Source organism: Salipiger sp. 1_MG-2023, from assembly GCF_030547555.1.
GTDB lineage: Bacteria > Pseudomonadota > Alphaproteobacteria > Rhodobacterales > Rhodobacteraceae > Salipiger.
Genome location: NZ_JAUOQN010000049.1, coordinates 20,637 through 34,546 on the forward strand (window position 1 = coordinate 20,637; position 13,910 = coordinate 34,546).

The 13,910-nt window shown below is 64.7% G+C and carries 19 protein-coding genes; 11 read left to right on the plus strand and 8 right to left on the minus strand.

The window, feature by feature from the left end; genetic code table 11:
* The first annotated feature begins 41 nt into the window (after positions 1-41).
* From Q4543_RS18820 to Q4543_RS18840, 5 genes are all read left to right on the plus strand, one after another.
* Positions 42-965: a hypothetical protein gene (locus tag Q4543_RS18820; protein WP_303440838.1), complete on the plus strand. Its 924-nt coding sequence runs from the start codon at positions 42-44 to the stop codon at positions 963-965.
* Complete coding sequence (locus Q4543_RS18825) at positions 962-1,468, plus strand: hypothetical protein (protein ID WP_303440839.1); 507 nt, start codon at positions 962-964, stop codon at positions 1,466-1,468. Before Q4543_RS18820 ends, Q4543_RS18825 begins: the two co-directional genes overlap by 4 nt.
* Before the next feature lie 86 nt (positions 1,469-1,554).
* Complete coding sequence (locus tag Q4543_RS18830; RefSeq protein ID WP_216006174.1) at positions 1,555-2,283, plus strand: heme ABC transporter permease; 729 nt, start codon at positions 1,555-1,557, stop codon at positions 2,281-2,283.
* Entirely contained in the window at positions 2,280-2,438 is a 159-nt protein-coding gene (ccmD, locus tag Q4543_RS18835) for a heme exporter protein CcmD (protein WP_303440841.1), read from the plus strand. The genes Q4543_RS18830 and ccmD overlap by 4 nt, the downstream gene beginning before the upstream one ends.
* Complete coding sequence (locus Q4543_RS18840) at positions 2,431-2,991, plus strand: DsbE family thiol:disulfide interchange protein (protein ID WP_303440843.1); 561 nt, start codon at positions 2,431-2,433, stop codon at positions 2,989-2,991. The genes ccmD and Q4543_RS18840 overlap by 8 nt, the downstream gene beginning before the upstream one ends.
* Before the next feature lie 372 nt (positions 2,992-3,363).
* Here Q4543_RS18840 and Q4543_RS18845 read toward each other — a convergent pair whose 3' ends face one another.
* The gene (locus Q4543_RS18845; protein WP_303440845.1) at positions 3,364-3,663 is read right to left on the minus strand and encodes a septum formation initiator family protein; all 300 of its coding nucleotides are present in this window, start codon (positions 3,661-3,663) and stop codon (positions 3,364-3,366) included.
* Between the two features lie 151 nt (positions 3,664-3,814).
* Positions 3,815-4,993, minus strand: coding sequence for a phosphoglycerate kinase (gene pgk / locus Q4543_RS18850; RefSeq protein ID WP_303440847.1), 1,179 nt, complete (start codon positions 4,991-4,993; stop codon positions 3,815-3,817).
* 150 nt (positions 4,994-5,143) lie between these two features.
* On the opposite strand from pgk, the gene Q4543_RS18855 reads away from it, so the two are divergent.
* Together Q4543_RS18855 and Q4543_RS18860 are read left to right on the plus strand one after the other, a co-directional pair.
* Complete coding sequence (locus Q4543_RS18855; protein ID WP_303440849.1) at positions 5,144-5,650, plus strand: peptidylprolyl isomerase; 507 nt, start codon at positions 5,144-5,146, stop codon at positions 5,648-5,650.
* On the plus strand, positions 5,643-6,194 hold the full coding sequence (locus Q4543_RS18860; RefSeq protein WP_303440851.1) for a peptidylprolyl isomerase: 552 nt from the start codon (positions 5,643-5,645) through the stop codon (positions 6,192-6,194). Before Q4543_RS18855 ends, Q4543_RS18860 begins: the two co-directional genes overlap by 8 nt.
* Positions 6,195-6,357: 163 nt before the next feature.
* Here Q4543_RS18860 and Q4543_RS18865 read toward each other — a convergent pair whose 3' ends face one another.
* Positions 6,358-7,023: a YafY family protein gene (locus Q4543_RS18865; RefSeq protein WP_303440853.1), complete on the minus strand. Its 666-nt coding sequence runs from the start codon at positions 7,021-7,023 to the stop codon at positions 6,358-6,360.
* Between the two features lie 185 nt (positions 7,024-7,208).
* Here Q4543_RS18865 and tatA point away from each other — a divergent pair, with 185 nt between their 5' ends.
* From tatA to Q4543_RS18885, 4 genes are read left to right on the plus strand one after another with little or no spacing between them, the layout of a single operon-like run.
* Positions 7,209-7,424, plus strand: a complete 216-nt coding sequence (tatA, locus tag Q4543_RS18870) for a twin-arginine translocase TatA/TatE family subunit (RefSeq protein ID WP_216006167.1) — start codon at positions 7,209-7,211, stop codon at positions 7,422-7,424.
* Positions 7,425-7,430: 6 nt separating this feature from the next.
* A complete protein-coding gene (gene tatB / locus Q4543_RS18875; protein ID WP_303440856.1) occupies positions 7,431-7,913 on the plus strand; it encodes a Sec-independent protein translocase protein TatB in 483 nt (160 codons plus the stop codon).
* Positions 7,910-8,869 (plus strand): twin-arginine translocase subunit TatC, encoded by a 960-nt coding sequence (locus tag Q4543_RS18880; RefSeq protein ID WP_303440858.1) that lies wholly within the window; start codon positions 7,910-7,912, stop codon positions 8,867-8,869. Before tatB ends, Q4543_RS18880 begins: the two co-directional genes overlap by 4 nt.
* Positions 8,866-9,702: an ATP-binding protein gene (locus Q4543_RS18885; protein ID WP_303440860.1), complete on the plus strand. Its 837-nt coding sequence runs from the start codon at positions 8,866-8,868 to the stop codon at positions 9,700-9,702. The genes Q4543_RS18880 and Q4543_RS18885 overlap by 4 nt, the downstream gene beginning before the upstream one ends.
* 75 nt (positions 9,703-9,777) lie before the next feature.
* Here Q4543_RS18885 and Q4543_RS18890 read toward each other — a convergent pair whose 3' ends face one another.
* The 5 genes from Q4543_RS18890 to Q4543_RS18910 form a co-directional block, all read right to left on the minus strand.
* A complete protein-coding gene (locus tag Q4543_RS18890; protein WP_303440862.1) occupies positions 9,778-10,980 on the minus strand; it encodes a peptidoglycan DD-metalloendopeptidase family protein in 1,203 nt (400 codons plus the stop codon).
* A gap of 71 nt (positions 10,981-11,051) precedes the next feature.
* Positions 11,052-11,696 (minus strand): protein-L-isoaspartate(D-aspartate) O-methyltransferase, encoded by a 645-nt coding sequence (locus Q4543_RS18895; protein WP_303440864.1) that lies wholly within the window; start codon positions 11,694-11,696, stop codon positions 11,052-11,054.
* On the minus strand, positions 11,693-12,475 hold the full coding sequence (gene surE / locus Q4543_RS18900) for a 5'/3'-nucleotidase SurE (protein WP_303440867.1): 783 nt from the start codon (positions 12,473-12,475) through the stop codon (positions 11,693-11,695). Before surE ends, Q4543_RS18895 begins: the two co-directional genes overlap by 4 nt.
* A gap of 233 nt (positions 12,476-12,708) precedes the next feature.
* Positions 12,709-13,371: an SDR family oxidoreductase gene (locus Q4543_RS18905; RefSeq protein ID WP_303440868.1), complete on the minus strand. Its 663-nt coding sequence runs from the start codon at positions 13,369-13,371 to the stop codon at positions 12,709-12,711.
* A 32-nt stretch (positions 13,372-13,403) separates the two neighbouring features.
* Complete coding sequence (locus Q4543_RS18910) at positions 13,404-13,667, minus strand: amidophosphoribosyltransferase (protein WP_303440870.1); 264 nt, start codon at positions 13,665-13,667, stop codon at positions 13,404-13,406.
* Positions 13,668-13,910 lie beyond the last annotated feature (243 nt).

Here is a 13,910-nt window from a genome sequence, read left to right on the forward strand (position 1 = left end):
CGGCATCGCATGCCCCGAGACGACGCAGACAGGAATGAGAAATGAACCAGAGCATCGGGCGCAAGGTAAGCTGGATGGGCATCGGCCTGGCCGGAGTGATCAGCCCCTGCGCCGCGCTCAGCGCGACCTACGAGAGCATCAGCAATGCCTTTGATATCACGGTCGAATACGAGGGCACGCTGAGCGAGAGCCAGCAATCGATCTTTGCCTCTGCCGAATATTTCTGGGAATCGATGCTGCTGGGCAATCGCTACGACCTTGCGTTGCCATCGCTGGTGATCACCGCATCGGGCACCGAGATCGACGGCGAGGGCGGCACGCTTGGTCAGGCGGCGGCACAAACCGTGACCTACACCTATGGGTTCGAGCAGGATTACGTCTATGCCAGTTCGGGATACATGGAATTTGACACGGCGGACCTGTCGGCGCTTGAATCCGCGGGCACGCTGTTCGACGTGATCGTGCACGAGATGGGGCATGTGATCGGCTTCGGCTCGCTTTGGGACACTGACAGCTGGTCGGTTTACGCGGGATACGAGATGTTTGCAGGCACCCAGAGCGTTTATACCAGCGGTACGGGCCAATATACCGGCGCTTACGGGGTGGCCGCTTACGCAGCCGAAACCGGCACGGAGGCAAACTATGTTCCCGTCGAACTCGATGGCGGCGCTGGCACCGCGAATGCCCATTGGGACGAGACCGCCTTTGCGCTTGGTCAGGAAGACGGGGTGTCGACCGACATCATGACCGGCTATCTCAATGCCGACTCGACCCAGTCCGACAGCCCGTTCGGGGTGTCGACCCTGTCGGCCACCACCATCGCGTCTTTCGCCGACATCGGCTACATCACCGTCGCCACCGATACGGTGGCGATCGCGTCGGTGCCGCTTCCGGCGGGCGGGGGGCTGCTGCTGCTGGGCCTTGGCGGGGTTGGCGCGCTGACGCTGCGTCGTCGCGCGGCATGATCTCCGCGCTGCGCGCCCTTGCCGCAGGGGTGGCCACCTCTCTGGCACTGGCCGGCCCGGTGCAGGCCGGTTGCGCCGATCTGCCCGCCATAGGGCAGGGCAACGCGCCTGTTATCGTCTTCGACGTGCGCGCCGAGCAAACGCCCACAGCGCCCGCGCTGCTCAGCATCGCTGCGGATGGCACCCAGACCGTGCGCCTGTCATCCGGCAGCCGCAGCGCTCAGATGACGCGCGATGCGCTTGCGGCGCTGCTGGCCGAGCTGGCGCAGCTTGGGTTGTCTGACCTGAGCCAGTCGGCACTGGATGAGGCGACCGGCGCGCGGGTGATCCTTGATGGGCGAACCAGCTTCATTACGGTGGATTTGCCCGGCTGCCATCAAAGGCTAAGCGTGCAAGGAAGCTCGATGCAGCTGCGCCTGCACCCGGACAGCGCGCCGCTGGCCCGCTTTCGCGAGATCGAGCGAAGGCTGCTTGCGATCGTCACCGCGATCCAGTCCGGCTGAGGTGCTGCCCAGCGACTTTGGAAGGGCTTGCCCCTCACGTCGTTTTTAAGTGTAACCCCCGCACGAGCAGCGATAGGGTCAGCCGCATGTCGATCTGGGAATACGCCAACCCCGTAAAGTTCATCCGCACGACGGATCTTGTCCTGCCGTGGATCGCGGCGGCGGCGGTGATCTGCCTTGTCGGCGGCTTGTGCTGGGGGTTTTTCTTTACCCCCGACGATTACCGGCAGGGCAGCACCGTCAAGATCTTCTACATCCACGTGCCCGCCGCGATGATGGCCATCAACGCATGGGCGATGATGCTGATTGCCTCGCTGATCTGGATCGTGCGGCGCCACCATGTGTCGGCGCTGGCGGCGCGGGCGGCGGCGCCGGTGGGGGCGACCTTTACGGTGATCGCGCTGGCGACCGGGGCGCTGTGGGGGCAGCCGATGTGGGGCACATGGTGGGCGTGGGATCCACGGCTGACCTCGTTCCTCGTGCTGTTCCTGTTCTACCTTGGCTACATGGCGCTGTGGTCGGCGATCGAAAACGACGATACGGCGGCGGATCTGACCTCGATCCTGTGCCTTGTCGGATCGGTCTTCGCCATCCTGTCGCGTTACGCGGTGCTGTTCTGGAATCAGGGGCTGCATCAGGGGGCGTCGCTGTCGATGGACGCCGAAGAAAACGTCGCCGACGTGTTCTGGTACCCGACGCTGATGTGCATCGCGGGCTTTGTGCTGCTGTTCGTTGCGCTGGTGTTCCTGCGCACCCAGACCGAAATCCGCGCGCGCCGGGCACGGGCGTTGCTGACACGCGAAAGGCTGACATGATACCGGACCTTGGAAAATATGCCTTTGCGGTGCTCACCTCCTACGGGCTGAGCCTCGGGCTGCTGTTTGCGCTGGTCGGGGTCTCTGTGGCACGGGCGCGGCGGGTGAAAGCGGAACTGGCGAAGATCGAGCAAAGGCTGAAGCTCCATGGCTGACGGAGAAACCACCCAGAAACGCGTTTCGGTGCTGATGATCCTGCCGCCGCTGCTGTTCGCGGGCTTCGCGGTCATGGCCTATCTGGGGATGCAGCGGGGCGACACGACGACGCTGCCCTCGACCTTCATCGGCCGTCAGGCCCCGGCGCTGCCGGAGCAGACGCTGGAGGGCTTTGCCTCGGTCAGCGATGCCGATCTGCGCTCGGGCGAGGTGACGGTGGTGAACTTCTGGGCCTCGTGGTGCCCGCCGTGCCGCGCCGAACACCCGCGCCTGCTGGAGCTTCAGGCCGAAGGGGTGCGGGTGATCGGCGTGAACTTCAAGGACCAGACCGGCACCGCGACCCGTTACCTGACCGAGGAACGCTCGCCCTTCATCGGCGTGCCGTTCGACCCACAGGGCCGCGCGGCGATCGACTGGGGAGTGACCGGCCCGCCCGAAAGCTTCATCGTAGGCGGAGACGGGACCATCCTGTTCAAGCTGGTCGGCCCGATGGCGGGCACGCTTTACCAGGAAGATTTCCTGCCAGCACTGCACGAGGCGCTTGGCCGCTGATCTAGCGGCTCTCGGCCGTTGTCATCTGGCACGACACGGGGGCGGGGGCCGACAGGTCGGTCTTGCAGGCCTTTGCCTGGCTGCTCTGCGCGGTGAACGCGCCAAAGATCGCCATGAGCGCCAAGGCGCCGGCCTGAACTGCGGTGATGGTCCTGAATCGAGATTTGCGTCGCATCTGTCGTGCTGCCTGTTGTCTTACGCCTGTGGTCAACAGATGGGGGGCACCCCGCCCCCCGATCAAGTCGCATCTGTGCACGAAGCGATGCATCCGGCACGGCTCGGCAGAGCCTTGCTCTTTGCCCTCGCGCAAGGCGGATTTCCGCCTGTCAGAGACTGTCTCGTCACAAAAAACTGCGACGGATCAACGGGATCTTAACGTACGACGATCTCGTCCGAGCGCATCATCCCAAGCACATCGCGGGCCTGCTGGTCGAGCAGGTCAATGTCGAGATAATCGTCCGACAGCCGCGTGGTCAGGTTTTCCATCCGCGCCACCTCGGCCTCGATCGCCTTGAGCTGCGCACTCAGCTGCGCCGCCTCGCTGTCGATCTCGGCGCGTCGGAACAGGCCGAAATCGCCCTGCACGGCGGCAAAGATGAAATAGGCGGAAAGGGATAGGGTGATCCCGGTATAGATCACCGCGCCAAACGCGGGTTTGCGCCTTGCGGACATGATGGTTTGCTCTGCTCTGCCAATAGGTGCACCTCTTTAACGGGTGCGTAGAGGAACAATGCCACCGATTCGGTTTTCATTGGAACGCCCCGCAAGACCGGGACGTTCGCTTTGCCTGTCAGGTGCGGCTTTGCTGCCGCACCGCTATCGCTCAGCCAAGCGCGGCAACGCCTGGTAGCACCTTGCCTTCCATCCATTCAAGGAACGCGCCCCCGGCTGTGGAGATATAGGTGAAATCCTCCGCCGCGCCCGCCTTGTTAAGCGCCGCAACGGTATCGCCGCCGCCCGCCACCGACACCAGCTTGCCATTTGCCGTGGCCCGCGCCGCATAGGCCGCCGCGGCGTTGGTCGCCTTGTCAAAAGGCGCGATCTCGAAGGCGCCCAGCGGGCCGTTCCAGATCAATGTTTCGGCGCGCTCGATGGCCTGTTCGATATGGGCCACGGTCTCGGGCCCAGCATCGAGGATCATCGCATCGGCGGGGCAGGCCTCGGCGGGCACCACCTCCGACGGGGCGTTTTCGCGAAATTCGCGAGCAACCACCACGTCCCGCGGCAGCAGGATCTCACAGCCGGTGGACATGGCCTTTTCGGCGATGGCCTTGGCGGTTTCGGTCATCTCGTGCTCGCACAGGGATTTGCCGACGTCGATGCCCTGCGCCGCAAGGAAGGTGTTCGCCATGCCGCCGCCGATCACCAGGATATCGACCTTTTCCACAAGGTTGCCCAGCAGTTCCAGCTTGGTCGACACCTTGGCGCCGCCCACCACTGCCAGAACCGGACGCTTGGGATCGCCAAGCGCGGATTCCAGCGCCTCGAGCTCGGCCTGCATCAGGCGGCCCGCGCAGCAGGGCAGCAGGCGGGCCAGCGCCTCTGTCGAGCTATGCGCCCGGTGCGCGGCGGAAAACGCATCGTTGCAGTAAACGTCGCCCAGCGTGGCATAGGTCTTGGCCAGCTCGGGGTCGTTCTTCTCCTCGCCCGGCTCGAACCGTGTGTTTTCCAGCAGGACCACCTGACCGGGCCCGCAGGCGGCGATTGCCGCCTCGGCGCCGTCCAGCGTGGTGAAATGCACCTTGCAGCCGAACACCGCCTCCAGCGTCGGCACCAGCATCTTCAGCGACATCTCGGGCACGACCTTGCCCTTGGGGCGGCCGAAATGCGCCAGCAGGATCGGCGTGCCCCCGCGCGAGATGATGTCCTGAATGGTCGGGCCGACCCGCTCGACGCGGGTGGCATCGGTGACCTCGCCATTTTCCAGCGGCACGTTGATGTCGACCCGCGTGAGGACGCGCTTGCCGTCCAGATCCATGTCGTCAAGAGTCTTCCAGGCCATGCGATGGCTCCTCCGGTCTTTAGCTTTGCGAAAGGTCTGCCCGCTCGCGCGCCCGGCGTCAATGCGCGGAGGACTTGCGCGGCGCTTGTGAAAGGGCCTGCGGGGCATTAAGTCTGCGCCCGACCTCATCGGACGCATTGGGAGATAGACATGGCCGAGATCAAGGACCCCGAGAACACCATCCTCATGGAGCTGAAGGACGGCACCGTGGTGATCGAACTGCTGCCCGACGTGGCGCCCAAGCACGCCGAGCGGATGAAAGAGCTGGCCCGCGCTGGCGCCTATGACAACGTCTGCTTTCACCGGGTGATCGACGGCTTCATGGCGCAGACCGGCGACGTGGAAAACGGCGACATGGAAGACGGCTTCAACCTGCGCCGCGCCGGCACGGGCGGATCCGACCTGCCGGACCTGCCGGCGGAGTTCTCCAAACTGCCGCACGCCCGTGGCACGCTGGGCGCGGCGCGCTCGCAGAACCCGAACTCGGCGAACTCGCAGTTCTTCATCAACTTCAAGGACAACGATTTCCTGAACGGGCAATACACTGTCTATGGCCGCGTCATCGACGGCATGGCCCATGTCGACGCCATCGCTCGCGGCGAGCCGCCCGCGAACCCCGACCGCATGATCAGCGTCAAGGTGGCGGCGGATGCGTAACCTGCTGGCCGCCGGGCTGTGCGTTCTGGGCCTGCCCGCCATGGCGGCTGGCCTCGACGTGACCGTCTCGGGCGAAGGGGCCAATGGCACTTTCCACATCGAGCTGTTCGATGATGTGGCGCCGCAGCACGTGGCCCGCATCACCGAACTGGCCAAGGCCGGTGCCTACGACGGCGTCGCCTTTCACCGGGTGATCGAAGGCTTCATGGCCCAGACCGGCGATGTGCAATACGGCAAGATCGGCGCCGACATGCGCATGGCGGGCATGGGCGGGTCCGACCTTCCGGACCTTCCGGCAGAGTTCTCCGACAAGAATTTCGATCGCGGCGCGGTGGGCATGGCCCGCTCGCAAAGCCCGGATTCGGCCAATTCGCAGTTCTTCATCATGTTCGCGCCCGCGCCCCACCTGAACGGTCAGTACACCGTGGTGGGCGAGGTCACCTCGGGCATGGATGTGATCGACGCGATCAAGCGCGGCACCGGCGGCAACGGCGCCGTGGTCGGCCAACCCGATCAGATGGTCACGGTCACAGTCACCGACTGAGCCCCGCCAACTGGCATAGAGCGAAGCAAAGAGGAGGGCGCGTCCCTCCTCTTTTTCATTTCCGGCACCGCCGCAAAACCAAAGCGCCGCGCCCGCCCTTCATCTTGCCAGATAAACTCCGGGGGGAGCCGCAGGCGGGGGGCTGGCCCCCCTCTGAGCGCAACTACGGGCGCGGCGCTGCGGCGTAATCGTCCAGCCGCTTGCCCGGCTCATCGACAAACAGCCCGGGCAGCGGCACCTGCGCCGCCACCGTATCAAGCCGGATCGACAGGAAATCCCCAGCGGTTTCCGACCATGCGATGCAGGTCCAGATTCGCCCCCAGTAGTCGATCTTCAGCGGCCGGATGTCATGGCGCGCGCTGTCCTCCAGCGTCACCCGCAGCTTCTGGCGCGCCCGGATCGCCGCGCGAAACGCGGGCATGTGGCGGAAGCCCTGCGCCGCATCGCGCCACGGATGACCCGCAAAGCCGAAGGGCACCGCATGGCCTTCCTCGGGCAGAAGCGCGTCGATCTTGGCCGACAGGCTTTGCGCCGCCTGCGCCAGCTCGGGCAGCTCTGCTGCGCCGGCGCCGACGGCGGCAAGGCCCAGATGCAGCACCTCCAGTTCCGTTTCGGTCAGGTTCAGCGGTGGCAAGGTGATCGCGGCCAGCGCCCGGTATCCTTGGCCCCGCGTGCCCGCGATCGGGATGCCTGCGGCGGTCAGCTCGTCCATGTCACGGTAAATCGTGCGCACCGACACTTTCAGCGCTGCGGCAAGGCTGTCGGCGCTGTGCAGCCGCCCGTCCTTGAGCCGCTCCATCAGGCTGGCGAGTCGCTTGGGTTTCTTCATCTGCTCTCCTTGCCCGGTGGTTTTGCGCTCCTGACAGAAAAATGTCAAAGAACATCGCCGATTTTGATCGCGCCAGCGTCATTGCGGCGCTGCAAGCCTTCCGGTCCTCTGACCGCCGGCCTAAACATCTGGGAATGATTTCACACCGGGGCCCGCAGGCGCGCCCCGCGACAGGAGAGAAAGACATGCTCAACAATATCGGCCTTCCGGGCCTTCTGCTGATCGCCGTCGTCGTGCTGGTACTGTTCGGCCGCGGCAAGATCTCGAACCTGATGGGCGAGGTCGGCAAGGGCATCACCGCTTTCAAGAAGGGCGTGAACGACGGCTCCAAGGAGCTCGAGGACGAAAAGGCGGAAAAGGCGCAGGACGTCACGCCGTCTGACGAAAAGGACAAGGTGTAAGCCGCCATGCTGGATCTGGGATGGTCCGAGCTCATGGTCATCGGCATCGTGGCGTTGATCGTCGTCGGCCCCAAGGACCTGCCGGTGCTGTTCCGCAACGCGGGACGGTTCATGGGCAAGGCCCGCGGCATGGCGCGCGAATTCACCAGCGCGATGAACGATGCCGCTGACGAGTCGGGCGTGCGCGACGTGGCCAAGACCTTCAAGTCCGCGACCAACCCGATTGGCACGGCGATGGACGGGGTGCGCGATGCCGCCAAGTCGATGACCGATGTCGGGGTGCCGTCGAAGACCGAAGGGCTCAAACAGGACCCCGCCGCTCCGGACCCCGAGCGCGAGGCCCAAAAGAAAAAGATCGCCGCCAGCACCGCCCGCGCCGCCGCCGAGCGGCAAAAGCGCGAGGCCGATGCCGCTGCGAAACGCGCCGAGGACGCCGCCAGCAAGGCCGCCGAGCTGGAAGCGGAGCTGAAGAAAGACGGTGAGGCATGAGCGTGGGACAAGATGAGATCGAGGACAGCTCGGCACCGCTGATCGAGCATCTCGCAGAGCTGCGCACGCGGCTCATTCGCGCCGTGATCGCCTTTATCATCGGCATCTGCCTTGCTTTCGTGGTGGCAGAGCCGATCCTGCAATTCCTGCTGCACCCGATCGAGGAAACGCTGCGCGGCCTTGGTGATCCGTCACCGACGATGCAGTATACCTCGCCGCAGGAATACCTGTTCACGCTGTTCCGGATTTCCATGGTGTTCGGCTTTGCGCTGGCCTTTCCGGTGATCAGCTACCAGCTGTGGCGCTTTGTGGCGCCGGGGCTTTACAAGAACGAGAAAGGCGCCTTCCTGCCCTTCCTCATTGCCTCGCCGGTGATGTTCATCCTTGGCGCAAGCTTTGCGCAGTTCATCGTCACGCCGATGGCGATGGCGTTCTTTCTGGGCTTTGCCGATGTCTCGTCGATCTTCGCCAATCTGGTGAATTCCGCCGCCGAGCGGGTGAGCGAGGGGGTATCCGGCATCTCCGAGGTGAGCGCCGCCGTGGTTCCGGAAACCGACGAGGGCATCCGCATCACCTTCTTTGGCAAGGTGAATGAAAGCCTCGACATCACGCTCAAATTCATCATCGCCTTCGGGCTGTGTTTCCAGCTGCCGGTGTTGCTGACGCTGATGGGCAAGGCCGGGCTGGTCTCGGCCGTGGGTCTTGGCGCGGTGCGCAAATATGCGGTGGTGGCGATCCTTGCGCTTGCCGCGCTGGTGACCCCGCCGGACGTGACCTCTCAGGTCATTCTGTTCGTTGTGGTGTACGGGCTTTACGAGGTGTCGATCCTGCTGGTGCGCATGGTCGAACGGAAGCGCGAAAAAGAGCTGCGCGCCCAGGGGCTGTGGTTCGATGACGAGGAGGAAGCCACGGCGAACGAGTTCGACGCGGCGGACGGCAAGAAGGACGACACGTGAGCAAGACCCTGAAACGGATCGCAGAGGCGCTGGAGCGAATAGCTCCGGCGCCGCTGGGGGCCCCGGATTTCGATGAGGCCGAGGCGTTTGTCTGGCAGGTCGACCCGGACCGGCTGCAACCGGTGAACAAGATCAGCCGCGTGGCGCTGTCGCTGCTGCTGGGCATTGATCGCTCCCGCGACACGCTGCTGGCCAATACCGCGCAATTCGCGCGCGGGCTGCCGGCAAACAACGCGCTGCTCTGGGGCGCGCGAGGCATGGGCAAATCCAGCCTCGTCAAGGCGATCTGCGCCGAGGTGCGCGATCAGGGCCATGATCTGAAGCTGGTGGAATTGCAGCGCGAAGATCTTGGCTCGGTGGCGCGCCTGCTGAACCTGCTGCGGGCATCAGACAAGCGCTTCGTGCTGTTCTGCGATGACCTGTCGTTCAGCCATGACGACCAGCATTACAAGAGCCTGAAGGCAGTGCTGGATGGCGGCATCGAAGGGCGGCCCGACAATGTGCTGTTCTACGCCACCTCGAACCGGCGCCACCTGATGCCGCGAGACATGATCGAAAACGAGCGCTCTTCCGCGATCAACCCCAGCGAGGCGGTCGAAGAAAAAGTGTCGCTGTCCGACCGGTTCGGGCTGTGGCTGGGCTTTCACCCCTGTTCGCAGGACGAATATCTCGCGATGATCCGTGGCTATTGCGATGAGCATGGCGTCGAGATCGACGACGAGACGCTGCGGGCAGAGGCCATCGAATGGCAGGCAACGCGCGGTGCCCGCTCTGGGCGGGTGGCGTGGCAGTATTTCGTTGATCTTGCCGGACGCAGGGGTGTGCAACTCTAGAAGATTCTCCGCCCGACTAATCTTCGGTCGGGCGGGGCGCGCAGGATTCTAACGCGAGAAATCCTGCGCCCGGCCTCAGCGCAGGAAGTCCATCGGATCGACGCTGTCAAAGCCCTTGCGAACCTCGAAATGCAGGAAGCTGGGATCGCCCGCCCGCACCTTGCCGATGCTCTGGCCGCGGCTGACCGCATCGCCTTTGACGACGCTCAGACTGTCAATATGGGTGTAGATCGACAGCAAATCGTCCGGGTGGCGGATCACGAGGATCTGCACGTTCTCGGTGTTGGTGGTGATCGCCGCCACGGTTCCGCTTGCCGCGGCTTTGACCGATGTGCCCGGCGCTGCCGAAATGTCGATGCCCTCGTTCTTGCCCTTGGCATAGTCGCGGATGATGTTGCCATCCACCGGCATTGCCATCGCCGTCGTCGATGGTGCGGGCTTGGATTGGCCGATGTCCGCCACCGGCTGCGCCGTGACCGTGGCTGCGGCGGCAGAGCTTGCAGCGATCGAGGGCTGGTCATCAGGCAGCGGCCGCGTCGAAGAGGGCGGCTGCGGCGTCGGCGATCCTGCACCCGGTACCGTGGTGGTGGTGGTCGCCGTCCGGCTGCCCTGTTCGACCACCGGGATCAGCAGATACTGGCCTTCGCGCACCGACAGGCTTGAATCCAGCCCGTTCCAGTCTGCCAGCGAGCGCGGCGTCACGTTGTAGAGCCGGGCGATGGTATAGGCGGTCTCGCCGCGGCTCACCTGATGGCGCACCGGTTCGACCCCGCCCTGAATCGGCGCGGGGGTCGCGGCGGTCCGAGAAGGGGTGGGGGCGTTGTCGATGGCGGTGCTGGCAAGCGTGCTGATATCAACCGATCCGGCCGAGCGCATCGGGGAGGTCGTGCTCGAGGGCGTTGCAAGCGGCGTCGCCACGTTCGTGGTGGACGACACCCGGCTTGGCAGTGCAAGGACTTCTCCGGCGCGCAGACCGTCCTGCGGCTGGACGCCATTATAGCGGGCCAGCTCTCCGGGGGGCAGGCCGATGCGGTTGGCAACCTCTGTCACCGTGTCGCCGTTGCGCGCCACGACGACCTGATAATTCGGATAAGAGATCAGCCCGCGCTCATCAGGTTCGGGCCGACTTGAAATCGCGGCAAGCGCGGCCTGGCTGGTGTCGACAGAGCCACCCATGCGGCCCCGCATGTCGTAGTCGAGCGGCTGGTCACAGGCCGCAAGCAGCGCAAGGGCAGCAAGCGGCGTCGAAAGGTGAAAGACGCGGCAGGTCCTGGTCATCTCGAACTATCCCTCAAAATCTGTCGACGCGCCCCTTGTGGCTGGGACGTCGCCTGAAATGGTGGCCGAGCCTAGCTGTCCTTTGCAAGACCCTCGACAAGTGGAACGAACCGTACTGGGCGCAGTTCGTCATATTCAAAGCCGTTTTCGGTGCGGGTGACCCGGATCAGGCTCTGGACGGCGTCGGACTGGCCCACCGGCACCACCATGATACCGCCGACCCGCAACTGCGCCAAGAGCGGGCCAGGAGGGTCTTCGGCAGCGGCGGTGACAAGAATGCGGTCGAACGGCGCCTGATCGGGCAGACCGAAACTGCCATCGGCGGTAAAAGCGGTGATGTTGGCAAGATCCAGCGCATCGAACACCTCGCGCGCTTCGGCGACAAGGCGGCGGTGGCGATCCACCGTATAGACCCGCCGCGCCAGCTGGCTGAGGATCGCCGCCTGATACCCCGAACCGGTGCCGATCTCGAGCACCTTCTCGCGCCCGGTCAGTTTCAGCGCCTGCGTCATCAGCCCCACCACCGATGGCTGCGAGATGGTCTGCCCGCAGGGGATGGGCAACGGCACGTCGTCATAGGCCCGCTCGGGGAAGTAGCTGTTGACAAAGGCGCCGCGGTCGATGCGCTCCATGGCGTGCAGCACGGGCTCCTCGGTCACGCCATGAGAGCGCAACGCGTAGAGCAACTGCATCTTGGCATCGGCGTCAAAACTCATTCCCAGACGTCTTTCAGCGCGGGGAGCATGTCATGGGCGGTCAGATCGGCGCGCATCGGCGTGACCGAGATGTAGCCCTCAAGATTGACCTCGGCATCACAGCCGGGCGTCGACGGGCTGCGCTGGTCGCCGCCGCGGATCCACAGGAATCTCCGCCCCGATGGCGAAAGCTGTGCCTCGGTGCCAAAGCTAGTGCCGATCCGCTTGCCCATGGGAACCATCCGGGTGCCAAGCACCTCCGCGGCAGGCACCGGCGGGAAGTTGACGTTCCAGAACAACCTGTAGGGATGGTCGTCAGCAGGGGTCGCAAGGATCTGCCGGATCACTCGCGCACCATGCGCCGCCGCCGCTTCGAACGGGTTTTCGAGCCCGCGCGTGCGGGGCCCGAGATATTGTGACAAAGCGATCGCGGGAAGCCCCTGAAGCGATGCCTCCATCGCACCGCCAAGCGTGCCGGAATAAAGTGCGTTCTCCGCCGAATTGTTGCCGCGGTTGACGCCGGACAACACCAGATCGGGTGGCGTGCCCTTGAGTACATCGTGGATCCCGGCAAGAACGCAATCGGCCGGGCTGCCCTCCGCCGCCCAACGACGGGGGGCCATTTCCGACACCATCATCGGGTGGGTGTAGCTGATGCAATGGCCGACGCCGGATTGCTCGAACGCTGGGGCAACGGTCCAGACTTCGCCATCCGGGCCGGCGAGTTCCTGTGCGATCGCTTCAAGGATCGCGAGGCCCGGAGCGTTGATGCCGTCGTCGTTGGTAATGAGAATGCGCATGAATGCCCCTGTCTTTCCGTCTCAATAGGAAATGTGGCGCGGATCGGCAAGCGTGGGGGCTTGTTGTGGGCCCCGAAATGGGGGCGCTGCCCCCTCGCGCGCCGGAGCGCGCTCCCCCCGGGATACTTCAAGCCAGAAGAAGCTCGGGCACTCTGGCACTTCCATGGGTTTCTTCTGGCCCTAAATATCCCCGCCGGAGGCATCCGCATGGCGGACAGGCGGGGGCTTTCTGGTCAGAGAAGGCCGGTCTGTCCCAGCAGTCGGCTGGCTTCTTCGAAGGGCGAGGCAAGTTTCGTCTTGTCCTCACCCGGGAAGAAGCGTTGGCGGGTGGCCGTGTGCATCGGACGGGGGCTGAGAATATCGACTTTGGGTCCGGTCTTGAGGCTTTCCGCAGCAAAGGAACGGCAGAGCGCAATCTGGGCTGATTTGGTTGTCCCGTAATGGGCGTAGAATTTTTCGCCCGCATGGTCGTCTTCGAAAAAGAGCGCACGCCCCTGTGAGCCGAGTAGCGGGGCCATGTAGGGAATCAGGTGCCCCATTGCGGTCAGGTTGGTGGCAATCGAGCGTTCCCAGTCCTTGACGTCAATATGGCTTGCCGGCGCCAGCGGCGCCGCGTGGATCGCCGTATGCACCCAGAGCGCCGCGCCGCCCCAGCGATCGAACACCGACCGGCAAAGCTGCGCCATTGCGTCGGCATTGGTGATGTCCATCGGTGCTAGAGTGGCGCTGCCGCCCCGTGCCTTGATCCGGTCATCGAGTTCCTCGAGCCCGCCCACGGTGCGGGCCACCGCAACCACATGATGGCCGGGGGCGAGCGCCTCGGCGAGGGCGAAGCCGAGGCCGCGCGAGGCTCCGGTGACGATGGCGATCTTCTCGGGGGCGATATGGTCTGTCATGTCTTGCGATCTGCCGCGCGGCGGCGCGCTTGTCAATCGCTGCCCGGCACCGACACCCAGTTGCCACGCCCGTTTGACGCCAGCGCGATGCGGCTGTCGTCGATGGCGACGACCTGCTGGCGTCCGACACGGCTGCCGATCTGGACGGTGGCTGTGTTGCCGCCGGGCAGCCTCAGCAGCGCCCGGGGGGCGCTTTCGCTGCCGAATGTGCCCAGAAGAACGATGCCACGCGAGGGAATATCGGCACTGACCGTGGCGGTGCGCGCCACGGCGTCGGGGGTTCGCGGATTGGTCATGTTGGTCTATTTCGCCTCGATATGTCGTCGCTGGCGCGGGGGTATTCGGCCTGAGGCGCCGGCGAAAGATGTGCGGTAATCACCCCCGCGTGAGCGCGGCAGTATCAGCGGAAAGACGCGCGCAGGGCAGCGAAGACCTGCCTAAGGCGCAGGGCAACTTGCACTGGAGCTATGGCTGAATCTGGTGTTTGGGCGGTTTGAAAGCTGGCGGTGCATCTGGTTGGTTTGATGTTGCCAAACAAA

Bases quoted from the DNA above. Each gene is read 5' to 3' on its own strand.
- Q4543_RS18820 (WP_303440838.1), top strand. From the start codon at position 42: ATGAACCAGAGCATCGGGCGCAAGGTAAGCTGGATGGGCATCGGCCTG.
- Q4543_RS18825 (WP_303440839.1), top strand. From the start codon at position 962: ATGATCTCCGCGCTGCGCGCCCTTGCCGCAGGGGTGGCCACCTCTCTG.
- Q4543_RS18830 (WP_216006174.1), top strand. From the start codon at position 1,555: ATGTCGATCTGGGAATACGCCAACCCCGTAAAGTTCATCCGCACGACG.
- ccmD (WP_303440841.1), top strand. From the start codon at position 2,280: ATGATACCGGACCTTGGAAAATATGCCTTTGCGGTGCTCACCTCCTAC.
- Q4543_RS18840 (WP_303440843.1), top strand. From the start codon at position 2,431: ATGGCTGACGGAGAAACCACCCAGAAACGCGTTTCGGTGCTGATGATC.
- Q4543_RS18845 (WP_303440845.1), bottom strand. From the start codon at position 3,663: ATGTCCGCAAGGCGCAAACCCGCGTTTGGCGCGGTGATCTATACCGGG.
- pgk (WP_303440847.1), bottom strand. From the start codon at position 4,993: ATGGCCTGGAAGACTCTTGACGACATGGATCTGGACGGCAAGCGCGTC.
- Q4543_RS18855 (WP_303440849.1), top strand. From the start codon at position 5,144: ATGGCCGAGATCAAGGACCCCGAGAACACCATCCTCATGGAGCTGAAG.
- Q4543_RS18860 (WP_303440851.1), top strand. From the start codon at position 5,643: ATGCGTAACCTGCTGGCCGCCGGGCTGTGCGTTCTGGGCCTGCCCGCC.
- Q4543_RS18865 (WP_303440853.1), bottom strand. From the start codon at position 7,023: ATGAAGAAACCCAAGCGACTCGCCAGCCTGATGGAGCGGCTCAAGGAC.
- tatA (WP_216006167.1), top strand. From the start codon at position 7,209: ATGCTCAACAATATCGGCCTTCCGGGCCTTCTGCTGATCGCCGTCGTC.
- tatB (WP_303440856.1), top strand. From the start codon at position 7,431: ATGCTGGATCTGGGATGGTCCGAGCTCATGGTCATCGGCATCGTGGCG.
- Q4543_RS18880 (WP_303440858.1), top strand. From the start codon at position 7,910: ATGAGCGTGGGACAAGATGAGATCGAGGACAGCTCGGCACCGCTGATC.
- Q4543_RS18890 (WP_303440862.1), bottom strand. From the start codon at position 10,980: ATGACCAGGACCTGCCGCGTCTTTCACCTTTCGACGCCGCTTGCTGCC.
- Q4543_RS18895 (WP_303440864.1), bottom strand. From the start codon at position 11,696: ATGAGTTTTGACGCCGATGCCAAGATGCAGTTGCTCTACGCGTTGCGC.
- surE (WP_303440867.1), bottom strand. From the start codon at position 12,475: ATGCGCATTCTCATTACCAACGACGACGGCATCAACGCTCCGGGCCTC.
- Q4543_RS18905 (WP_303440868.1), bottom strand. From the start codon at position 13,371: ATGACAGACCATATCGCCCCCGAGAAGATCGCCATCGTCACCGGAGCC.
- Q4543_RS18910 (WP_303440870.1), bottom strand. From the start codon at position 13,667: ATGACCAATCCGCGAACCCCCGACGCCGTGGCGCGCACCGCCACGGTC.